18 protein-coding genes and 1 tRNA gene are annotated in these 20,316 nt (G+C 70.2%); 11 read left to right on the forward strand and 8 right to left on the reverse strand.

Annotation, left to right across the window (positions count from 1 at the left end; all coding sequences use genetic code 11):
* Positions 1-37 precede the first annotated feature (37 nt).
* The 3 genes from ASD69_RS10435 to ASD69_RS10445 all read right to left on the reverse strand — a co-directional run bounded on the left by ASD69_RS10435 (position 38) and on the right by ASD69_RS10445 (position 2,694).
* Positions 38-1,843, reverse strand: a complete 1,806-nt coding sequence (locus ASD69_RS10435; RefSeq protein WP_082576421.1) for an ExeM/NucH family extracellular endonuclease — start codon at positions 1,841-1,843, stop codon at positions 38-40.
* Positions 1,844-1,988: 145 nt separating this feature from the next.
* On the reverse strand, positions 1,989-2,504 hold the full coding sequence (locus tag ASD69_RS10440; RefSeq protein WP_056179792.1) for a c-type cytochrome: 516 nt from the start codon (positions 2,502-2,504) through the stop codon (positions 1,989-1,991).
* 113 nt (positions 2,505-2,617) lie between these two features.
* Positions 2,618-2,694: transfer RNA gene (locus ASD69_RS10445), tRNA-Arg, on the reverse strand.
* A 144-nt stretch (positions 2,695-2,838) separates the two neighbouring features.
* Between ASD69_RS10445 and ubiA the strand changes: the two genes are divergently transcribed.
* The 4 genes from ubiA (at position 2,839) to ASD69_RS10465 (ending at position 8,736) form a co-directional block, all read left to right on the forward strand.
* A complete protein-coding gene (gene ubiA, locus ASD69_RS10450) occupies positions 2,839-3,762 on the forward strand; it encodes a 4-hydroxybenzoate octaprenyltransferase (protein ID WP_056177567.1) in 924 nt (307 codons plus the stop codon).
* 76 nt (positions 3,763-3,838) lie between these two features.
* Positions 3,839-4,369, forward strand: coding sequence for a Rid family hydrolase (locus ASD69_RS10455; RefSeq protein ID WP_056177570.1), 531 nt, complete (start codon positions 3,839-3,841; stop codon positions 4,367-4,369).
* 109 nt (positions 4,370-4,478) lie between these two features.
* Positions 4,479-6,704 carry a DUF11 domain-containing protein gene (locus ASD69_RS10460; RefSeq protein WP_157499144.1) on the forward strand — a complete coding sequence of 742 codons (2,226 nt, stop codon included), beginning with the start codon at positions 4,479-4,481 and terminating at the stop codon, positions 6,702-6,704.
* 598 nt (positions 6,705-7,302) lie between these two features.
* Positions 7,303-8,736: a TIGR00366 family protein gene (locus ASD69_RS10465; RefSeq protein WP_056177573.1), complete on the forward strand. Its 1,434-nt coding sequence runs from the start codon at positions 7,303-7,305 to the stop codon at positions 8,734-8,736.
* Between the two features lie 62 nt (positions 8,737-8,798).
* Here the strand turns inward: ASD69_RS10465 and ASD69_RS10470 are convergent, their stop codons facing one another.
* Positions 8,799-9,524: a double zinc ribbon domain-containing protein gene (locus tag ASD69_RS10470; protein WP_056177576.1), complete on the reverse strand. Its 726-nt coding sequence runs from the start codon at positions 9,522-9,524 to the stop codon at positions 8,799-8,801.
* A gap of 49 nt (positions 9,525-9,573) precedes the next feature.
* On the opposite strand from ASD69_RS10470, the gene bioB reads away from it, so the two are divergent.
* Genes bioB through ASD69_RS10505 form a run of 7 tightly spaced genes read left to right on the forward strand, consistent with a single transcriptional unit; the run spans position 9,574 to position 16,353 of the window.
* Positions 9,574-10,644, forward strand: a complete 1,071-nt coding sequence (gene bioB, locus ASD69_RS10475; RefSeq protein ID WP_056177578.1) for a biotin synthase BioB — start codon at positions 9,574-9,576, stop codon at positions 10,642-10,644.
* A gap of 5 nt (positions 10,645-10,649) precedes the next feature.
* Positions 10,650-11,882, forward strand: coding sequence for an 8-amino-7-oxononanoate synthase (bioF, locus tag ASD69_RS10480; RefSeq protein WP_056177580.1), 1,233 nt, complete (start codon positions 10,650-10,652; stop codon positions 11,880-11,882).
* A complete protein-coding gene (locus ASD69_RS10485) occupies positions 11,879-12,313 on the forward strand; it encodes an ACT domain-containing protein (RefSeq protein ID WP_056177581.1) in 435 nt (144 codons plus the stop codon). The genes bioF and ASD69_RS10485 overlap by 4 nt, the downstream gene beginning before the upstream one ends.
* Positions 12,314-12,322: 9 nt before the next feature.
* Positions 12,323-13,114, forward strand: a complete 792-nt coding sequence (gene bioH, locus ASD69_RS10490) for a pimeloyl-ACP methyl ester esterase BioH (protein WP_056177583.1) — start codon at positions 12,323-12,325, stop codon at positions 13,112-13,114.
* A 58-nt stretch (positions 13,115-13,172) separates the two neighbouring features.
* Positions 13,173-14,078, forward strand: coding sequence for a malonyl-ACP O-methyltransferase BioC (gene bioC, locus ASD69_RS10495; RefSeq protein ID WP_056177585.1), 906 nt, complete (start codon positions 13,173-13,175; stop codon positions 14,076-14,078).
* Positions 14,075-15,364: a hypothetical protein gene (locus ASD69_RS10500; protein WP_157499145.1), complete on the forward strand. Its 1,290-nt coding sequence runs from the start codon at positions 14,075-14,077 to the stop codon at positions 15,362-15,364. Before bioC ends, ASD69_RS10500 begins: the two co-directional genes overlap by 4 nt.
* Positions 15,361-16,353, forward strand: a complete 993-nt coding sequence (locus ASD69_RS10505; RefSeq protein WP_056177589.1) for a multidrug resistance efflux transporter family protein — start codon at positions 15,361-15,363, stop codon at positions 16,351-16,353. The genes ASD69_RS10500 and ASD69_RS10505 overlap by 4 nt, the downstream gene beginning before the upstream one ends.
* 6 nt (positions 16,354-16,359) lie before the next feature.
* Here the strand turns inward: ASD69_RS10505 and ASD69_RS10510 are convergent, their stop codons facing one another.
* The 4 genes from ASD69_RS10510 to ASD69_RS10525 all read right to left on the reverse strand — a co-directional run bounded on the left by ASD69_RS10510 (position 16,360) and on the right by ASD69_RS10525 (position 20,145).
* Positions 16,360-17,883, reverse strand: coding sequence for a glycosyltransferase family 39 protein (locus tag ASD69_RS10510; protein WP_056177592.1), 1,524 nt, complete (start codon positions 17,881-17,883; stop codon positions 16,360-16,362).
* Positions 17,884-17,986: 103 nt separating this feature from the next.
* Positions 17,987-18,412 carry a ketosteroid isomerase-related protein gene (locus ASD69_RS10515; protein ID WP_056177594.1) on the reverse strand — a complete coding sequence of 142 codons (426 nt, stop codon included), beginning with the start codon at positions 18,410-18,412 and terminating at the stop codon, positions 17,987-17,989.
* A 165-nt stretch (positions 18,413-18,577) separates the two neighbouring features.
* Positions 18,578-19,327: an MHYT domain-containing protein gene (locus ASD69_RS10520; RefSeq protein WP_056177596.1), complete on the reverse strand. Its 750-nt coding sequence runs from the start codon at positions 19,325-19,327 to the stop codon at positions 18,578-18,580.
* Positions 19,328-19,356: 29 nt separating this feature from the next.
* Positions 19,357-20,145, reverse strand: coding sequence for a hypothetical protein (locus tag ASD69_RS10525; protein WP_056177598.1), 789 nt, complete (start codon positions 20,143-20,145; stop codon positions 19,357-19,359).
* Positions 20,146-20,316 lie beyond the last annotated feature (171 nt).

Below are 20,316 nucleotides of genomic sequence, written 5' to 3' on the forward strand. Positions count from 1 at the left end.
CGCGCATCATACCGAGGGGGCGTGAGCGGGCCGGCCCTCAGCGGGCCGTCACCAGGCGGAACGCCAGCAGCAGCGGGTCGTGGTCGGAACTGCGCCAGGGGCCGTCGGCACCGGCGCGATAACCGGCCGACAGTGGCTCGTCGGCATTGATGTGCCATTCCACCGCGCCGCGCAGACGCGTGGCCAGGCTGGGGCTGAGCAGGGCGTGGTCGAGGCGGCCGAGCTCGCCCTTGTACACGTAGCTATAGGGGCGTGCGACCTTGGCCACGACGAAGGCGTCGCGCCAGCCCGCGTCTTTCAGGGTGCGCACCGGCTCTTCTTCGGCGTAGGCATTCAGATCGCCGAGGATGACCGCAAGATCGCTGCCGGAATGGGCGGGGTCGGTCTTCAGCCAGGCATCCAGGCGGCGCGCCGATTCGGTGCGCAGGGCGTTCCAGCAGGCGGCGCCGTCGCCGGCGTCGCGGTCCGCGCCCTGGGCCTGCTGGCCGCAGCCCTTGGACTTGAAGTGGTTGGCCGCGACCGTGAAGGCCGGGCCGGCCGGGCGGCCGCGCCGCAGGGCGACGAAGGCCTGGGCCAGCGGCACCCGGCTGCCGCTGTCGAAGGGGCCGCCGGGCAGGGTGACGGCGGCGCCGCGCGGGGCGACGCGGTCGGCGCGGTAGATCAGGCCGACCCGGATCTGGTCGTTGCCGGGGCCGCGCGCATCGGCCGCGCAGGGCAGCTGGCAGGTGGCGACGTAGCGCCAGTCGCCGCCGTCGCGGCGCAGGCCTTCGACCAGCTGGGCCAGGGTCGAGTCCGGGCCGTAGCCGTCGTTCTCCAGCTCCATCAGCGCGGCGATGTCGGGCTTCAGGCCCTGGATGGTCGCGATCAGCTTGGCCTGTTGGCGCTGGTACTCGACCGCGTCGCGGGCGCCGCGCGGGGTCGGGAAGCCAGCGCCGCGGCCGTCGCCGTTGAACAGGTTTTCCAGGTTGAACGCGGCGATGCGCAGGTCGCTGGCGTCGCCGGCCTGCGGCGCCGGTTCGCGTGTCGCGGCGTGCAGGGTCGGGGTGGCGGTCAACTGCAGGCGCCAGCCGCCGTCGCGCGCGTCGAGCACGCCTTCCACGCCTTCCAGGGTGCTGCCGCTGCGCGCCTGCGCGTAGCCGGACGGGAGCACGCCGGCGTCCAGCGCGGGCGCGCCGACGATGCGGCCGTCGTCCAGCCACAGGCGGCGGCGGGCGTTGTCGGCGGCGATCGCGCGCGCCGCTTCGCTGCCGGGCGCGGCGCGTTCGCCGGGCTGCCACAGCGGCCCGTCGAAGGCGACCAGGGCGCGGCCGTCCTGGGCGATGTCGTCGGTGTCGGCCAGGGTCAGGGCGCGGCCGATGCCGATGCGCATGCCTTCGTAGCGCGACCAATCGGCGGGCGGCGCGTCCAGCACCAGGGTTTCGGTGCGGCCGGGGCCGAGCACGCGCGCGGCTTCGGGGTCCAGCGCGGTGAGGTGGCTGCCGCGGCCGGTGTCGAGTTCGAGCACGCGCCCGATCACGCGCACGCGGTCGCCCGTATGCAGCGACACGTCCGCCGCGGCGGGCACGAACAGCGCGTCGGAGCTGGCCTCGTCGTCGTCGCCGCCGTCCTGCACGAACCAACCCACGAAGCGGTCGTTCTCGCCGATCAGCGCCGCGGTCACCGTGCCTTCGACGACCAGCCGTTGCCCGATCAGGGGGCTGGCCGCGCCGTGCCCCTGCACGCTGCCGATCGGCGTCGACGGCGTGCCGTCGGCGCGCAGCGGATCGCGTTGCAGGCTGGCGCAGGCGGCCAGCAGCAGGCAGGGCAACAGCAGGGCGGCGGAACGGGGACGGAAGGCAGGCATCGCGTGGGCGCCACGGAGAGGTCGCGCATTATCGAACGGATCGGGCGACTCCGTATTACGCCGCCGTAATGCGCGCGGCGGCGGGGCCCGGAAACGACGACGCCGCCCGAAGGCGGCGTCGTGGCGCGGCGCGATGCGGCGGCGCTTACTTCAGGTTGGCCAGCATCCAGTCGACGGTCGCGGAGACCTGCTCGTTGGTCAGGGCCGGGTTGCCGCCCTTGGGCGGCATGATGCCGGCGGTGCCGGTGAAGCCTTCGATGGCGTGCTTGTGCAGGGTGTCCTTGCCCTTGGCCAGGCGCGGGCCCCAATGGGCCTGATCCAGAGTCGGTGCGCCGCCGGCGCCGGACTTGTGGCAGCCCGCGCAGAGGTTGTCGAAGATCACCGCGCCGTCGGTGGTGCCGCCGTAGGCGACCTGCGAGGCGGCCTTGGCGGCAGCGGCGGCCTTGGCCGCGGCTTGGGCCGAGGCGCCGGTGCTGCCGGCGTAGACCGCGCCGACCGGAGCGATGCGCTGCTCGGTGCGCTTGACCACGGCCGGGTCGATCTCCGGCGGGATCTGCTGGTGCACGAAGTAGGCGGCGATCATCAGCCCGAGGGTGACCAGCATCAGGAAGCCGATCACCATCGAGAATTTCTTCAGGAATTCGAGGTCGTAATTGCGCACGATCCACCTATTGCGCACACCCGGCCGGGCATGCGGAGCCATCAACAAGAACCGCACCAAGGTGCGGCCGCACGCCAGTATAAAGCCGGCACCCATGCCCGTAGACATAGGAATGGCGCGCCCGGAGGGATTCGAACCCCCGACCAATGGCTTCGGAAGCCACTACTCTATCCGGCTGAGCTACGGGCGCCTGGCTGAGATCCCGGCGCTCCGACCGGTCAAAGTCGGGGCCACGCGGGACCGGCATTCTAGCCGCAAACGCACGCGGACGTGGCGTGGCGGCGGCGAACGGCCGGCATCGCGGCGCGCTTGCGGGGCTTGGTACTCTGATCGGATGAGTTACGAGCGCTACGAAACCCCCGAATCGGTGCCGCCGCCGGCCTGGAAAGTCCGCCTGGGGCTGTACTGGAAGCTGGTGCGCGGCGACCGCCCGATCGGCTGGCTGCTGCTGCTGTGGCCGACCTGGTGGGGCCTGTGGATCGCCGCGCGCGGGGTGCCCTCGCTGTGGACCCTGTTCGTGTTCAGCGCCGGGGTCTGGCTGACCCGTTCGGCCGGCTGCGTAATCAACGACTATGCCGACCGCTGGCTGGACCCGCATGTCGAGCGCACCAAGCACCGCCCGCTGGCGACCGGCGAGGTGCGCGGGCGCGAGGCCCTGATGGTGTTCGCCGCGCTGATGCTGGCCGCGTTCGCGCTGGTGCTGACCCTGAACCGCCTGACCGTGCTGATGAGCGTGGTCGGCGTGGTCCTGGCCGCCAGCTATCCCTACCTCAAGCGCTACACCTATCTGCCGCAGGTCTACCTGGGCATGGCCTTCGGCTGGGGCATCCCGATGGCGTTCGCGGCGGTGCGCGGCGAGGTGCCGGCGGTGGCCTGGCTGCTGTACGCGGCCAACATCCTGTGGGCGACCGCCTACGACACCTGGTATGCGATGGTCGACCGCGAGGACGACCTCAAGATGGGCGCGAAGTCGACCGCGATCCTGTTCGGCGAGATGGACCTGATCGCCCAGGGCGTGTTGTACGCCCTGTTCCTGGCCGCGTTGGCGCTGGCCGGGCAGCGCGCCGATCTGGGCGTCTGGTATTTCGGCGGCCTGGGCCTGGCGAGTTTGCTGGTGGCCTACGAATTCGCGATCGCGCGCGGCCGCGACCGCGCGGCCTGCTTCAAGGCCTTCCTGCACAACCACTGGGTCGGGCTGACGGTGTTCGCCGGGCTGGCGCTGGACTACGCCCTGGGCGGCGGCGCGACGGCGGCCTGAAGGGTCGGGCCCGGCGCAGTCCTGGCGCCGGCCCCGTGCCTACAATGGCGGCACCGTCCGTCACCGGAGTGCTGCGATGCCGCGTCTGCCTGTCGTGCTGGTGCTGTCCGTGCTGTGCGCCGTGGCCACCGCCGCGGGCGCCGAAACCCCGAGCGCCGCCGCGCCCACGCGCGAGCATTTCGCGCCGGCCGGCTGGCAAAGCTCCTATCACGACATCCACTACACGCCGGTGCTGCGCGTCGGCGACCGGGTGATCGTGTCGGGTATTCCGTCGCGTTCGGGCCCCGACGAGGAGGCCAATATTCGCTGGGCTTTCCAGCAGCTCGAGGTCCACCTCAAGCAGGCGGGCGCGAGCCTGGAGGACGTGGTCGAGCTCAACAGCTTCCACGTGGCCCAGAACCACGAGGAGTTCCGCCGCGTGGTCGAGCCGGTGCTGAAAGTGCACCACGAATTCTTCAAGGACCACTACCCGGCCTGGACCGCGGTCGGCACCACGGCGCTGTTCTCGAAAGGCGCGTCGATGGAACTCAGCGCCGAAGCGGTGATCGGCTCCGGCCGCCGCCCGCGCGCCGACATCCCGAAGCCGAGCCCGCCACCCGCGCCCTGATTCGGCGTCGGGGCGGCACGCCGCGGGTGCCGCTAGGCGAATGGCGTGAAGACCAATTCAGGCATCTCTCCTGATTTTTTGTGACACTGGTCACGTAACAGGGGGATACATGACTCGACGCCGTTTGTTTCGCGGCCTGGCCGCGCTCGCCATCGCCTGCCTCGCCTTGCCTGCCGCTGCGCAGGTCCAACGCAGCTTCATCAATATCGGTTTCGAAGCGCCTGTGCTCGGCAACGGCACCACGGCCTGCTACGCGCTGATCCCGGAAGGCGCGATTCCCGGCTGGACCACCACCCATCCGATCGGCACCGCCGGCGGTACGTGCGTGCCGCCGGCCTCGGTCGGCACCAGCGGCCGGCTGATGGAGCTGTGGGCCAATAACTTCAGCAGCGTGCCCGCCCGCGAAGGCAAACAGTTCGCCGAACTCAACGCCGCTGCGACCTCGCGCATGTACCAGAACGTGTGCATGATCAACGGCGAGCGCATCGATTGGGTGTTCAGCCACCGCGGCCGCAGCAGCAACACCGTGCGCGACGTGGCCGAGATGAAGGTCGGCGCGTCCTCCACCGTGATCCGCGTGGGCACCACCGCCAACGGCAGCTTCGATACGCCCACGGTCTCGCAGGGCACCGCCAACGCGCCGGTCGCCGGCGGCAACGGCTGGGTCGACTACCGCGGCAACTTCACCTACGCCGGCGCCACCGGCACCAACAGCCTGGGCTTCGAGTCGATCAGCACCGCCGGCGGCGATCTCACGGTCGGCAATTTTCTCGATGCGATCCAGCTGGTACTGCGGCCCTTCGTCGAATTCGATCAGCCCAGCAGTTCCTCGCCCGAATCCACCGGCGGCAATCTGCCGGCCTTGCGCATCAACGGCACGGTGCCGGCCGGCGGGCTGACGGTGCAGGTGCAGGTCACCGGCGGCACCGCGACCCTGGGCGTGGACTACACCACGCCGGGCAACGCGGCGACCTTCAACGTGACCGTGCCCGCGGGCACCTACGACGGCGGCACCGGCAGCCTGATCGCGCTGCCGATCGCGATCACCAACGACATCCTGCCGGAAGGCAACGAGACCATTGCGCTGCGGATCTCGCCGCCCACCGGCTCGCCGCTGCCGTTCCTGCTGACCTCCATCACCACCTGCGGCGGTGCCGCCCAGGACACGCGCAGCTACACCATCACCGACGACGATGCGAGCCTGGCCGTCAACAAGAACGCCGACGCGCCGGTGGCGGTGGCGGGCAGCGCCGATCTGTCCGACGTGCGCTACACGGTGACGGTGAACAACCCCAGCCTGGTCGCGGCCAGCTACAGCCTCACCGACACGCCCGGCCTGGACCCGGACACCAGCATCGTCTCGGCCAGCTACACCTTCAACGGCGGCGCCGCGAGCGCGTTGAGCGGGAGCGGCCCGTGGCTGTTGCAAGGCCAATGGCGCAACCTCACGGCGGGGCAGACCGATACCTATGTGATCAGCGTGCGGGTGCGCGTGAATCGCGGCGGCAGCACCGGCAACGATGCCTGCGCCGTGCCCAGCGCCGCCGGCAGCGGCCTGCACAACGGCGTGCGCGCGGTGCTGCGCGGCCTGATCGGCAACACCAACTTCGACGCCAGCGCCTGCCGGCCGACGCCGACCCCGGTCTGGGTCAACCTGAGCAAGCAATTGCAGGCGCGCGTCGGCGCCAGCGACCAGGCCACGGTGCGGATCTACTCCGGCGGCATCCTCGCCGCCAGCGCCGCCACCAGCGGCGGCGCCGCGCCGACCAGCGCGAGCACGGGCGTAACCATCCTGCCCGCCGGCAGCACCATGCAGTTCGAAGAGGCGATCAAGGCCACGCCGGCCGGCGCGGATCAGGCGCCCAGCGCGTACCGCGTGTCCTTGAGTTGCAGCAATGCGACCGCAGGCTCGGCCACGGCACTGCCCTCGGGCGGCGGCAACAACCTCGGCAACCGCCAGCAATGGGCCGAGTTCTCGCCCAGCGCCGGCGACGATCTGAACTGCACCATCACCAACGCGCTGCGACAGGCCGACCTGAGCATCGTCAAGAGCGACGGCGCGTCGACCTACACGCCGGGCGGCACCGCCAGCTACACCCTGACGGTGACCAACAACGGCCCGGACGCGGCCAACGCTGCCCAGATCAGCGACAACCTGCCCACCGGCGTAAGCCTGAGCGGGCCCTGGACCTGCACCGCCAGCAACGGCAGCTGCCCGGCCTCGGGCGGCGCGACCGGCGACACCGCGGTGAGCTTGAACCTCAGCCTCAACAACGGCGGCAGCGCGACGATCACGGTACCGGTGCGGTTCGCGGCGGAGAGCAGTGGGTATTGAGGGTGGGTGTGCGATGCAACCTGTGCGGAGCAGGATGCACGCACGGCTTGGAGTCGTGAGAGCCCTGCTGCAGGTGGTTCGAAAAACTCACCATGAACCATGTCCGGCGAGAGTTCGCTCCAAGCTGAGCTCACAAAGCTTGGTCCCCTCTCCCGCTTGCGGGAGAGGGCTAGGGTGAGGGGTGCTTTTGTTGCTGCTCTGCTGGAGCAGCAGCAGTAGAGGCTTGCGCCCACGGCGCTCGCTGCCCTCACCCCAACCCACACCCCGGCCCGACCGCACAGCGGTCGGGCGTTCGGCCCAGCGCGAGCCAGTGGCTCGCGCCACGCCTCACCCCGCAAGCGGGAGAGGGGCTTATGTGTTGCCCGCACCGGCCCATACCTCGGCCCGAGCGCACAGCGGTCGGGCGTTCGGTGCAGCGTGAACCAGTAGCTCGCAAGCGCTGCCCCTCACCTCGCAAGCGGGAGAGGTCTTCTATCGCTGAGGAGCCAATTTCGGACTCCCATCGCAAACCGCGCCCTCGCTGCGACTAAAGTGCTAACGGCGCTCGCTGCAGGGCCGCGCAGAATCTTCGTGTCCATCGCCGCCGGAAACCTCGACCATGACCCCGACCGCCGCGTCCGCTCCCGCCAACGACGGCGCGCTCGCGCGTTTCGCCCTGCGCAGCGCGGCCTGGGCCGAGCGTTGGTTTCCGGATGCCTATGTGTTCGCGGCCCTGGCGGTGATCGTGGTCGCGATAGCCGCGCTGGGCTTCGGCGCCACGCCCAAGGCCACGGCGAGCGCATTCGGCGAGGGCTACTGGAGCCTGATCCCCTTCACCATGCAGATGGCCTTCGTGGTGATCGGCGGTTACGTGGTGGCGACCGCGCCGGCGGTGGCGCGCTTGATCGATGCCTTGGCACGGGTCCCGCGCAGCGGTCGCGGCGCGATCTGCTACGTCGGCCTGCTGAGCATGCTGACCTCGTTGCTGAGCTGGGGCTTCTCGCTGGTGTTCGGCGGCCTGCTGGTGCGCGCGCTGGCGCGGCGCGAGGACCTGGACATGGATTACCGCGCCGCCGGTGCCGCCGCTTATCTGGGCCTGGGCGCGGTCTGGGCGATGGGCTTGAGCTCCTCGGCGGCGCAGCTGCAGGCCAACCCGGCCAGCATGCCGCCGGCGCTGCTGGCGATCACCGGTGTGATCCCCTTCAGCCAGACCATCTTCCTGTGGCAGTCGATCGCGCTGACCGCCGCCCTGATCGGGGTGTCGCTGCTGGTGTGCTACGTGACCGCACCGCGCGGCGCCTCGGTGCGCCGCGCCAGCGAGTTCGGCGCCGACCCGCGCCAGGCCACGCCGGCGCTGCCGCCGCGCACGCGCCCAGGCGAATGGCTGGAGTACAGCCCGCTGATCACCATCGCGCTGTCGGCGCTGGGCTTGGGCTGGCTGGTCTACGAATTCGCGAGCAAGCCGGCGGTGAGCGCGATCGCCAGCCTCAATACCTACAACTTTCTGTTCCTGACCCTGGGCCTGCTGCTGCACTGGCGCCCGCGCAGCTTCCTCGACGCGGTCGCGCGCGCGGTGCCCAGCACCACCGGCGTGCTGATCCAGTTCCCGCTGTACGGCGGCATCGCCGCGCTGCTGACCTCGGCGCCCGGCCACGGCGGCGAGACCCTCGCCCATCATCTGTCCAGCGTGTTCGTGCATATCGCCAGCGCGGACACCTTCGCCCTGGTGATGGGCGCCTATTCGGCGGTGCTGGGTTTCTTCGTGCCGTCCGGCGGCGGCAAGTGGATCATCGAGGCGCCCTACGTGATGCAGGCGGCGATCGACCTGAAGGTGCATTTGGGCTGGGCGGTGCAGATCTATAACGCGGCCGAAGCGCTGCCCAACCTGATCAACCCGTTCTGGATGCTGCCGCTGCTGGGCGTGCTGGGCCTGAAGGCGCGCGACATCGTCGGCTTCACCTTCGTGCAGCTGCTGGTGCACATCCCGCTGGTGCTGGGCTTGCTGTGGGCGCTGGGGCTGACCCTGAGCTACCAGCCGCCGGTGATGCCGTAGGACGCGCGCGAGCGCAGCGATCGCCGCCGCGCCCAGCGCGCGGCAACGCTTCGTCACGACGCTCACGGCACCCGCGCGCACACCCAGGCCTCCACCCGCGCCACGCCCGCGCGGCGCAGGGCGCCGGCGGCCGCTAGCAGGGTCGCGCCGGTGGTCATGACGTCGTCGATCAACACTACCCGCGTTGGCGCCGCGCCGCGGAAGCCGGCCGCGAAGGCGCCACGCAGATTGCGCCGCCGCGCCAGCGCGCCGAGGCTGGACTGCGGCGGGGTGTCGCGCGTGCGCCGCAGGGCGCCCTCGATCAGCGGCACGCCCAGGGCCCGCGCCAAGGGCCGCGCGAGTTCGCGGGCCTGGTCGTAGCCGCGTTCGCGCAGGCGGGCATGCGCCAATGGCACCGCGATCAGGGCCGCCGGGGCGGGGCGCTGGAGATCGTCCAGCATCAGGGCGGCGAGCAGGCGGCCGGCGGCGAGGTCGTCGTGGAACTTCAGCCGCGGCAGCAGGCGGTCCAGCGGTGTGCCGTAGACGAAGGCGGCGCGGACCGCGTCGAGCGCGGGCGGGCGTTTCAGGCAGCGTCCGCAGGCAAGCGCGGGTACCGCCAACGGCAGTGCGCAACGCGGGCAGGCGCAGCGGTTCCAGGGCAGGGCGCGCGCGCAGGCCCGGCACAGATCGCGGCCGTCCGCGCCGCGCTCGCCGCAGACCAGGCAGCGCGCCGGCCACAGCCCGCACCCGAGCCGGGCCAGGCGGCCGTCAACCGTTGCGGGGTGGGTTTGGTTGACAGCGTCGTCCATGCTTTCCAGACTGCCGCCTCTGCCCCGTGTCGTCTGCCGGAAAACCTCCATGTCCGTCGTCAGTAAAGTCCCCGTCGCCGAGTCGGCCGTTTCGCCCCCGCGGGCCCTGCGCCACGACTGGTCGCGCAGCGAAGTGCGCGACCTGTTCGATTTGCCGTTCCCGGAGCTGCTGCACCGCGCCGCCAGCGCCCACCGCGAGAATTTCGACGCCACCGAGGTCCAGGTCAGCACCCTGCTGTCGGTCAAGACCGGCGGCTGCCCGGAGGACTGCAGCTACTGCCCGCAGGCCGCGCGCTACCACACCGGCGTCGACGCCACCAAGCTGATGAGCACCGAGGCGGTGCTGGAGAAGGCCAAGCAGGCCAAGGCCGCCGGCGCCTCGCGCTTCTGCATGGGCGCGGCCTGGCGCTCGCCCAAGGACCGCGATATCCCGAAGGTCGCGGCGATGATCCGCGAGGTGAAGGCGCTGGGTCTGGAGACCTGCGCCACCCTGGGCATGCTCTCGGGCGACCAGGCCCAGGCCCTGAAGTCGGCCGGTCTGGACTACTACAACCACAACCTGGACACCGCGCCGGAGTTCTACAACGAGATCATCCACACCCGCGAGTTCCAGGACCGCCTGGACACGCTGGCGCACGTGCGCGATGTGGGCATGAAGACCTGCTGCGGCGGCATCGTCGGCATGGGCGAGTCGCGCAGCCAGCGCGCCGGCCTGCTGCAGACCCTGGCCAACCTGCCGGCGCACCCGGATTCGGTGCCGATCAATCGCCTGGTCCAGGTCGAGGGCACCCCCCTGGCCGGCACCGCCGAGCTGGACCCGTTCGAGTTCGTACGCACCATCGCGGTCGCCCGCCTGCTGATGCCGCGCTCGATGGTGCGCCTGTCGGCCGGCCGCGAGAGCATGTCCGACGAGCTCCAGGCCCTGTGCTTCCTGGCCGGCGCCAATTCGATCTTCTATGGTGAGAAGCTATTGACCACGGGCAACCCGGACACCGAGCGCGATATGGCGCTGTTCGAGCGCCTGGGCCTGCGGCCGATGCAGATCATGGAAGAATCGGCCACCGTACACGCCGACATCGTCGAAACCGACGCGGCGCCCTCCCACTCCTGCGCAGCCTGACCACCATGCACCGAGCGCAATGGCCCGAACGCATCGCCGCCGCGCGCGAACAGCGCGAGGCGACCTCGCGCACCCGCGTCATGCGCACGGTCACCCACCGCGACGGCGCGCGCTGCGAAGTCGACGGCCGCAAGCTGCTCAACTTCTGCGGTAACGACTACCTCGGCCTGTCGCAGCATTTCGGCGTGGTCGGCGCACTGCAGGACGCGGCCTCGCGCGAGGGCGCCGGCGGCGTCGCCTCGCATCTGGTCTGCGGCCACCACGCCATCCACGAAGCGTTGGAGCGCGAGATCGCCGACTGGCTGGGCTCGCCGCGCGCGTTGCTGTTCGGCAGCGGTTTCATGGCCAACCTGGCCGCGGTGCAGGGGCTGCTCGGCGAAGACGACGTCTGCGTGCAGGACCGGCTCAACCACGCCAGCCTGATCGACGCCGCGCGCCTGGCCAACTGCCGCCTGCGCCGCTATCCGCACGCCGACGCCGAAGGCGCGATCCGCCAGCTGCGCAGCGTGCCCGAGGGCATGGCCATGCTGGCCAGCGATGGCGTCTTCAGCATGGACGGCGACGTCGCGCCGCTGCGCGACCTGGCCTTGATCGCGCGCGCGCAGAAGGCCCTGCTGTACGTCGACGACGCCCACGGCGTGGGCGTGATCGGCCCCGAGGGCCGCGGCTCGGTCGCCTCGGTGAAGCTGTCGGTGCGCGAAGTACCGCTGCAGTTGGCGACCTTCGGCAAAGCCCTGGGCAGCTACGGCGCCGCGCTGCACGGCGACGCCGACCTGATCGGCCACCTGGCCGAAACCGCGCGCAGTCACATCTACACCACCGCGCTGCCGCCGGCCCAGGCCGCGGCCACGCTGGCCGCGGTCAAGCTGGCGCGCAACGAACATTGGCGGCGCGACAAGCTGGTAGAGCTGACCCAGCGCTTCCGCGACGGCGCGCGCAAGCTGGGCCTGGAACTGCAGCCCTCGAGCACGCCGATCCAACCGGTGATCTGCGGCGACGACGCGCGCGCGATCGCGATGGCGCGTTCGCTGGAAGAAAGCGGCTACTGGGTCGCGGCGATCCGCCCGCCGACCGTGGCCGAAGGCCGCGCCCGCTTGCGGGTGACGCTGTCGGCGCTGCACACGCCGGCCGACGTCGACGGCCTGATCGAAGCCTTCGCGCGCGCCGCCGAGCGCGCCGGCCTGGGCCGCGCCCCGGTCGTCGCCGCAGCCGAGCTGCGCGCCACCCCCGCACCATGACCGCGGCGCCCGTCGCCGCGCGCCCGGTCGCCGAACGCGACCTCGCGCCGATGCTGGCCAGCCTGGACGTGCATCGGCGCGCGGGCGAATACGTTTACGTCGCCAGCGCGCGGCACGATCCCGAGCTGGCCGCGCTCGCCCACGCCAGCGTGCGCGAGGACGAGGGCGCGAGCTATGTGCTCTCGCGCGCCGATGCCGACGCGCGCGGGCTGGGCTACGACTTCGTCGCCGCCTGGCTGAGCCTGAGCGTGCATTCGGCGCTGGACGCGGTTGGACTGACCGCCGCGGTGTCGACCGCACTGAGCCAGCGCGGCATCGCCTGCAACGTACTCGCCGGCCTGCATCACGATCATCTGCTGGTGCCGGCCGAACGTGCCGCCGACGCGGCCGCGGCGCTCGCCGCGCTGCGGCGACCGGCCGACGCGCACTGAGGGCCGCGCATGTACGTGCAGACCCTCGGCAGCGGACCTTCGCTGGCGCTGATCCACGGCTGGGCCATGCACGGCGGCCTGTTCGCGCCGCTGGTCGAGCGCCTGGCCGACGACCACACCCTGCATCTGATCGACCTGCCCGGGCACGGCCACGCGCGCGACGACCGTACCGCGCTGGAGCCCGCGCCGCTGGCCGCCGAACTGGTCGCGCGCATTCCCGATGCGGTCTGGCTGGGCTGGTCGCTGGGTGGGCAGTTCGCGCTGCGCGCCGCGCTCGACCATCCGCAGCAGGTGCGCGGCCTGGTGATGATCGCGTCCTCGCCGCGCTTCGTGACCGGCGCCGATTGGCCGCACGGCGTGTCGCCGAACCTGTTCCGCGATTTCGGCGACGCGCTCAAGCGCGATTTCCGCGGCACGCTCGAGGGCTTTCTGGCCCTGGAGGCCTTGGGCTCGGCCAGCGCCCAGGACGAACTGCGCAAGCTGCGCAGCCAGGCCTTCGAGCGCGGCGAGCCGGCCGAGCACGCCCTGCAGGAAGGCCTGCGCCTGCTCGACGCGATCGACGTGCGCGATCAGCTGCCGAACCTGCGCGTGCCCAGCCTGTGGATCTCCGGCCGACGCGACCGCCTGGTACCGGCGGGCGCGATGCCGGCCGCGGCCGCGCTGGCGCCCGGCGGCCGCAGCGTGGTGCTGGACCGCGCCGGCCACGCACCCTTCCTGAGCGCGGCCGAACAGGTCGCGCAGCTGGTCGACGAATTCGCCGCATCTTTGCCGCCGGCGAACGCCGCCGGCGCATCGCCCTGAACCCCCAGTGCGGACGTCGCGCCCACGACGCACGCGCGCTACTGAAATCGCCTTACCGATGACCGATCTGTTCGACCACCGCCAAGTCCGCCGCGCCTTCTCCCGCGCCGCGCATGGCTACGACGGCGCCGCCGCGCTGCAACGCGAAGTCGGCGCGCGCCTGTCGGAAACCCTGGACTATCTGGTAGACCGCACGCCCGAGCTGGTGGTCGATGTCGGCTGCGGCCCCGGCCATGCCGCGATCGCGATGCAGAAGCGCTGGCCGCGCGCGCAGGTCGTCGCGCTGGATCTGGCCCTGCCGATGCTGCAGGAAACCCGCCACAACGCCGGCGGCGGCCTGCCGCGTTTCCTCGGCGGCGCGCGCCGGCCCGACGCCATTTGCGCCGATGCGCGCGCGCTGCCGCTGCGCGACGCCAGCGTCGATGTGCTGTATTCCAATCTGTGCCTGCAGTGGGTCGAGGACCTGCCGACGGTGTTCGCCGGCTTCCGCCGCGTGCTCAAGCCCGGTGGCCTGCTGTTGGTGTCGACCTTCGGCCCCGACACCCTGTTTGAGCTGCGCGGCGCCTTCGCCGAAGCCGACAACACCCCGCACGTGAGCCTGTTCCCGTCGATCGCGCAGTTCGGCGATGCCTTGATCGCGGCCGGCTTCAAGGACCCGGTGCTGGACCGCGACGAGTTCGTGCTGAGCCACGACGACCTGGGCGGCCTGATGCGCGAACTGCGCACCCTGGGCGCGACCAACGCCATGCGCGAGCGCCGCCGCAGCCTTACCGGCCGCACGCGTTTCGCGCGCGCGGCGCAGGCCTACGAGGCGCTGCGTACTCCCGACGGCCGCCTGCCGGCGACCTGGGAAGTGGTCTATGCCCACGCCTGGGGCCCGCAGCCGGGCACGCCGATCCGCGTCGGCGGCGTCGACGAAGTGCAGGTGCCGGTGGCGAGGATTCCGATCCGGAGACGATCGTGAGCGCACGCCGCTTGCACGCCGTTTGGCTATCCCTGTTGAAGCAGGTTCGTTTTGAACGCGGCCACCCGGACGCTGCTTGGAGCAGCTTCATCGCCGGTAGTAACGATGACTGGCGCGTAAGCGGTTTAGGCGTCAACTGGTGGTATACGCCAGCAGGACTACGCAAAGCGAAGCAACTAGCCCTGATGTACCTAGATCTGCGTCCGGATTGCGGGCACTACGAATTGCGTACAATCACGGCTTTAATATTCAACACGCTGCAGCAGCGCTGTCTGGACAGAAGTGGCGTCTTTTCCGGCGTATTCGCTGCAAGCGAAGGTAGTTTATTCGATCGCTTGTTAGTGAACCCCGCGCAGGCTGCCTTGTCGTTGGACGATTGGATGCGCGAAAAGATCAATAACGATATCGGCGACTCCATCGCGGTCTACCCCTTATTCCGAGTGATCGCGAGTTCCGAGGATCTTGGATTCGAACGCTTGGAGATCGTTCGACCTGATGATGCCAAGCGCTGGGCGGCGTTGGATCCGCGCGGCGGGTTCGAACGAGACTGGAGCCCCTTGACTGGCCAATTCGTGGGCGGCAGCGGCGGTGGATTCCAGCAGCCTTTCGATTCTTGGTTGGTTGGGCGCTACCGGGGCAGCTGTGAAGGAATTAAGCAGGCCTTCCGACGCGATGCGCAGGAAGCGATGGCTTGTCTTTACGCTTTCTGGAGCCGCGACGCCGAGCGCGAACGTGTAATGACTTCTCCGGAGGAGTATTTCCTGGCTTTGCATCGACCCGAAACAGGAGGGGCGCGCTTGCACCTGCTACCGCTGGGGCCGATGTTTCCACGTTACGGCGACGAGTTGGATCTACATTCGCTGCAGCCGCAAGTACGCGATTGGAATGAGAAGCGCCGCGGATTACCCGCAGAATACGCTAAGCGTCTAAGTACTGGGCTGTGCTTCGCCAATCTTGCGATGGCCTCGTACGACGTTTCGATCTTCATCAACTACTTTATCGTGCTGGATGCTCTGTTCGGTGAAAGGGGTCAAGTCGAGAGCTCATTGGTTTCAGGTGTGTCCGATGTCTCGGGTACGGAGCGAGCCGGAGAGATGCTCCCCTGGCTATGGAGCCTGCGCAACGATCTCATGCATGGCGGATCACGCAACATCCACGAATGGTCGAGTTACCTGCGTTACCTGAAGCATTTCGGTACCGAACCACTGTCTGACTTGCGCGCCATCGCACTGAATTGCCTTTGTCGCTATCCGATGGTTATGTCCTCCAAATCGATGCCGCCATGACCCCACGTCGTCTCGCCCTGGCTGCGGTCGCGATCGCGCTCGCCTCGGCGTTGTTCTTCACTTGCACCTACGTGCTCAACCGCGCCGCCGCGGTCGGCGGCGGGCATTGGGCATGGACGGCGTCGCTGCGCTACCTGATCACCCTGCCGCTGCTGTTGCTGGTGATGCCGGTGCAGGGCGGCGCGGCGCCGGTGTGGCGTGCGATCCGCGCGCATCCGTGGCCGTGGTTGCTGTGGAGCGGCATCGGCTTCGTGCTGTTCTACGTGTGCCTGAGCTGGGCCGCGGCAAGCGGGCCCTCGTGGCTGGTCGCGGGCACCTTTCAGCTCACCGTGATCGCCGGCATGTTGTGCGCGCCGTTCCTGTACCGCGATGCGCGCGCGCGGATTCCGTTACCGGCGCTGTTGGCCGGTGCGGTGGTGGTGGCCGGCGTGTTGCTGCTGCAGCTCGGACACGGCGGCGGCCAGCTGGATCGCGAAGGCTGGATCGCGCTGATCTGCGTGGCGGTATCGGCCTTCGCCTATCCGCTGGGCAACCGCGGCCTGCTGCTGCATCTGGAGCGCAGCGGGACCGAATTGAACGCGACCCAGCGCGTGTTCGGCATGACTCTGGCCAGCCAGCCGCTGTGGATCGCGGTCGCGGTGTACGCCTTCGCGCAGGCCGGCGTGCCTTCGGCCGGGCAACTGTGGCTGGCCGGCGGCGTGGCGCTGGGCGCTGGCGTGATCGCGACCGTGCTGTTCTTCCAGGCCACCGGCATGGTCCGCAACGACCCGACCGCATTGGCCGCGGCCGAGGCGATGCAGGCGGCGGAGATTTTGTTCGCGACCCTGATCGGCGCGCTCTGGCTGGGCGAAGCCTGGCCGCAGGGGCGCAGCCTGCTCGGCGCGGCCATCGTGGTGGTCGGCATCGTCGCTTTCAGCCTGGTCGCGGCGCGCGCGGCGGCCGGCGACGATCACCGCACCAAGGAAATGCGCAGCGACCGCGGCGCCTGAGCCGGGTCAGCGCATCGCGTCGCCCGGCCGCGCCAGACGCGGCGCGAACTCGACCTGGAAGATCACCCGGCGCTCGAAGGGCGCGCCCAGCGCGCTCGCGCGATAGCCGAGCGTGGCCACGCGCGCGCGCAACCGCGGCCACATCGTTTGTTTGCAGACCCAGACCGTACCGGGCTCGTGCTCGGCCAGCTCCTGCGCCAGCGATTCGTCGAACTCGGGATTGAAGCGTGCGCCCGGCGCCGGCTCCAGCGAGACCTTCTCGATCTCGGCATCCAGATGCAGGTGCAGGCCGTAGCGCGCCATGTCTTCGACGAACACCACCTCGCGCACCGGACCGGGCGCGCGCGTGCGGATCGCCTCGGCCCAGGCCGACGCGTCCTTGTGGGTGGGCCAATAGACCGTGGCCAGCTTGAGCGCCAGCAGCACCGCGACCAGTGCCGCCAGCCATGGCCAGGTCGGCAGGCCGCGGCCTTCGTCCTGGCGCTGCCGCGCCGCGATCACCGCCAACGGCAGGAACAGCGGCAGCAGGTACAGCGGCATGCGCGACTGCGCCAGGCAGAACACCAGCAGCGGCAGCCACAGCCACAAGGCCAGCAGCAGCGCCGGCGCCTCGCTCAGGCGCGCGGCGCGATCGCGCCAACGCCCGGCCCGCGCGGGCAGCGCGCGCGCCCAGCGCCACAGCGCCGGCGTCCACGGCAGGGTGCCCAGCAGCAGCGTGGGCAGGTAGATCTCCAGCCAGCCGTACCACTCGCCGTGGCGGCCGAATTCGTTGGTGGTGACGCGGTTCACCACCTCGTCGCCGATGAAGTACTTGAACAGGCCCGGATGATTGGCGATCACCGCCGCGTACCAGGGCAGCGCCAGCAGCACGAACAGCGCCAGGCCCGACCACTGCAGGATCCGATACCCGCCCGGCGCGAGCAGATTGAAAGCCAGGATCGGCAGCAGCAGGAGCAGCGCCGGCGGGCCCTTGCACAGGAAGCCCAGCGCGAAGCCGATCCACATCAAGGCGATCCAGCCGCGCGCGCGCAGGCGTTCGCGCGCGGCTTCGGCCTGCGCCGGCCCGAAGCGCGCCTCCACATAGGCCCACATCGCCAACCCGGTGCAGGCCGACAACAGGTAATCGGTGGTGATCAGCTGCGAGGCGCCGACGGTGAACGGCAGGGTCGCGTAGATCGTCGCGGCCTGCGCCTGCGCGCCCGGCGCGAGCCGGCGCGCGACGCGCCAGGCCAGCCACACGCTGAGCAGATAGGCCAGCGCCGCCGGCAGCCGCGCCGCCCAGGTGTGATGGCCGAACACGGCCACGCTGGACGCGATCGCCCAATAGGTCAGCGGCGGCTTGGTCCAGTGCGCGACTTCATGACTGCGGCGCGGATTGATCCAGTCGCCGGTGTCGAGCATGTTCAGGGCGACGTTGGTGTAGCGGCCTTCGTCGGGGTCCCAGATGCCGCGGCTGCCCAGAAAGCACAGCGCCAGCGCCAAGGCCAGCGCGGCGATCCAGTAGGCGGGCGTACGCGGGAGTCTGAGCATCGGGGCCGTGCGGCGGTCGGGCGCCGCGACAGCCTAGCGGAGCGGATGTTACGCGTCGGTCGCGTCGCCGCGCCGATGCGCGGCGGTTGCGCCGCGGCCGCGCTCAGCTGACCTGGGCGATCCAGTCCTGCAGGTTGTAGTAGTTGCTCACGCGCTGGATGCGACCGTCGCGCAGCTCGAAGAACGCACCGCCGGGCAGCACGTATTTCTGCCCGCGCGCTTCCGGCAGGCCGGCGTCGCTGGCCAGGTACTGGCCGTGGACCACGTACTCGGCCGCCGCGCGGCTGCCGTCGGGCGAGACCAGCACCACGATGTCGTGCAGCTGCTCGCGGTAGCTGGCCTGCATGCGCTGCAGGAACTGAGCGAATGCGACGCGCCCGTTTTCGCGCGGGCCCTGGTTGAGGTCGTGGGCGACATCGTCGGACAGCAGGACGAGCATGCCGTCCCAATCGCCGCGGTTGAAGGCGGCGTAATAGGCCAACACCACCTCGGTGGCACGGTCGTGGCTGCGGGTACCGTCTATCTTCATCGGGGGCCTGGCTGCATCGGTATGCGGGACGCGGCGATGATACCGGCGTCGCGCTCAGGCCGCGTGAGCGCGGTCGAAGAACGCGCGCGCGCCCGCGCCGCATGCGCCAAAACGAAGGGCCCGCATCGGCGGGCCCTTCGCGCTACCGGGTTACGGAAGGCGCGGTCAGATCTGCACCATCGCGCGCTGACGCTGGCGCAGCATGCTCAGGGTCAGCACCGTGGCCAGCAGCAGGGTGGTCACCGCGAAGATGCCCATGCCCAGATTGGCGCCGCTGATGCCGCCGGCCAGCGCGGCCGCGCCGGCCTGATTGGGCGCGAAGCTGGCCGCGAGCATGCCGGTGTAGTGCATGCCGCACACCGCCACGCCCATCACCAGCGCGCTGCCCAGCATCTGCAGCCAGCCGCGCAGGTTGAAGGCCAGCCACAGGGCCACGATCGAAGCCACGATCGCGATCGCCGCCGAGGCCGACACCAGGGTGCCGTCGTAGTGGATGTCGGCCGGCATGCGCATCGCCGCCATGCCGCTGTAGTGCATGCCGGTCACGCCCAGGCCCATGAACACGCCGGCGATCACCAGCTTGCCCCAGCCGAACACGCCCGCGCTGGCGATCGCCAGGCCAGCCATGCACGAGAGGATCGCGATCACCGCCGAGGCGATGGTGATGGTGAGGTCGTACGTCACCGGGATCTGCATCTGGCAGGCCAGCATGGCGATGAAGTGCATCGCCCAGATCGCGCCGCCGCCCATCGCCGCGCCGGCGGCGAAGATCGCGCGCCAGCGCGCCGCGCCGCGCGCGGCCGGGATCGCGATCGCGAGCTGCAGGGCGGTGAACGAGCCCAGCACCGAAACCAGGTAAGAAAGCACGACCAGCAGCGGGTCGTGGATGCATTGAATGGCGTGATCGTGCGGCATTGGTAGTCCCCCGTGGTGGTTGGCCTGACTCAGGCGTGGAACTCGAAGCAGCAAGTCTCCGCGCCGGTGTTGCGACAATGGCTTTCGACGACGCGCACCCCTTCGGTGCCGTGGGGTCCGCCGAGCAGGCCGCCGAGCATGCCGCGCAGGAAATGGCAGGAAGCGCCGTGTTCGCCGCGATGGCAGAAGGGACTGTTCTTGACCCGCAGGGTGTCCTCGTGGAGTTCGGCCTGAACCAGCTGGCGCATCGCCGGCAGGGCGATGTGGCGCACCGCGTCGGCCAGGGCGAGGTGGCCGCCCAGGGAGTAGTCGCGCTTGTAGACCCAGGTGCCCACGCGCTGGCCGATGTAACGCAGCGTCGCCTCGCGCTGCGACGGCGGCAGGTCGTGTTCCAGCGCCAACAGCTGGATGAAGATGTTGGGGTAGTCGCGCGCCAGCTGCGGCAGCAGGGATTCGACCCGGCGCGTGTCCATCGCGGTGGCGGCCTCGTCGGACGCGGTCGCGGGCTTGAGCGTCGCTCCGCCGTTGGCCTTGGGCGCGGCCGGTGCGGGCGCAGGCGCGCTGACGGTATTGGCGACGCTGGCGTCGACCGGCGAGGCTTCGAAACTATTGACCAGGTGATGGGTGCCCAGACGCTCTTCGAGCATCAGCAGCCCGTTCTCCGGGCCGCGCACCACCATGGTCAGCACCACGCCTTCCTCGCTGTTGACCATGCGCTGACGCAACAGGGTGAACCCCGCCGCGATCACGGTCTGGCCCAGGGCCAGCAACAGCCCGTCGCGGCGGTCTGCGACCACCCGAAACTCGACATCCACCATCAGCCACCCCTTCGGCTAAACGTTGTTCAGTGCTTGAACGAAATGGTCGGATCTCGTCGCGCACCGGCGTAAGTGAATCAACGCCGTGGGGTGCGCTGCGTAGCTCAGCGTGCCAGTGGCATGCGCAAAAAAATGATAGAGGTGTCACAAATAAAACACGTCGCATCGCCG

It is taken from the genome of Lysobacter sp. Root604 (assembly GCF_001427505.1).
Taxonomy (GTDB): domain Bacteria; phylum Pseudomonadota; class Gammaproteobacteria; order Xanthomonadales; family Xanthomonadaceae; genus Lysobacter.

What these genes read in the sequence shown, in the direction of transcription:
- ASD69_RS10435 (WP_082576421.1), bottom strand. Translation starts at nt 1,843, where the DNA reads ATGCCTGCCTTCCGTCCCCGTTCCGCCGCCCTGCTGTTGCCCTGCCTG.
- ubiA (WP_056177567.1), top strand. Translation starts at nt 2,839, where the DNA reads ATGAGTTACGAGCGCTACGAAACCCCCGAATCGGTGCCGCCGCCGGCC.
- ASD69_RS10455 (WP_056177570.1), top strand. Translation starts at nt 3,839, where the DNA reads ATGCCGCGTCTGCCTGTCGTGCTGGTGCTGTCCGTGCTGTGCGCCGTG.
- ASD69_RS10460 (WP_157499144.1), top strand. Translation starts at nt 4,479, where the DNA reads ATGACTCGACGCCGTTTGTTTCGCGGCCTGGCCGCGCTCGCCATCGCC.
- ASD69_RS10465 (WP_056177573.1), top strand. Translation starts at nt 7,303, where the DNA reads ATGACCCCGACCGCCGCGTCCGCTCCCGCCAACGACGGCGCGCTCGCG.
- ASD69_RS10470 (WP_056177576.1), bottom strand. Translation starts at nt 9,524, where the DNA reads ATGGACGACGCTGTCAACCAAACCCACCCCGCAACGGTTGACGGCCGC.
- bioB (WP_056177578.1), top strand. Translation starts at nt 9,574, where the DNA reads ATGTCCGTCGTCAGTAAAGTCCCCGTCGCCGAGTCGGCCGTTTCGCCC.
- bioF (WP_056177580.1), top strand. Translation starts at nt 10,650, where the DNA reads ATGCACCGAGCGCAATGGCCCGAACGCATCGCCGCCGCGCGCGAACAG.
- ASD69_RS10485 (WP_056177581.1), top strand. Translation starts at nt 11,879, where the DNA reads ATGACCGCGGCGCCCGTCGCCGCGCGCCCGGTCGCCGAACGCGACCTC.
- bioH (WP_056177583.1), top strand. Translation starts at nt 12,323, where the DNA reads ATGTACGTGCAGACCCTCGGCAGCGGACCTTCGCTGGCGCTGATCCAC.
- bioC (WP_056177585.1), top strand. Translation starts at nt 13,173, where the DNA reads ATGACCGATCTGTTCGACCACCGCCAAGTCCGCCGCGCCTTCTCCCGC.
- ASD69_RS10505 (WP_056177589.1), top strand. Translation starts at nt 15,361, where the DNA reads ATGACCCCACGTCGTCTCGCCCTGGCTGCGGTCGCGATCGCGCTCGCC.
- ASD69_RS10510 (WP_056177592.1), bottom strand. Translation starts at nt 17,883, where the DNA reads ATGCTCAGACTCCCGCGTACGCCCGCCTACTGGATCGCCGCGCTGGCC.
- ASD69_RS10515 (WP_056177594.1), bottom strand. Translation starts at nt 18,412, where the DNA reads ATGAAGATAGACGGTACCCGCAGCCACGACCGTGCCACCGAGGTGGTG.
- ASD69_RS10520 (WP_056177596.1), bottom strand. Translation starts at nt 19,327, where the DNA reads ATGCCGCACGATCACGCCATTCAATGCATCCACGACCCGCTGCTGGTC.
- ASD69_RS10525 (WP_056177598.1), bottom strand. Translation starts at nt 20,145, where the DNA reads ATGGTGGATGTCGAGTTTCGGGTGGTCGCAGACCGCCGCGACGGGCTG.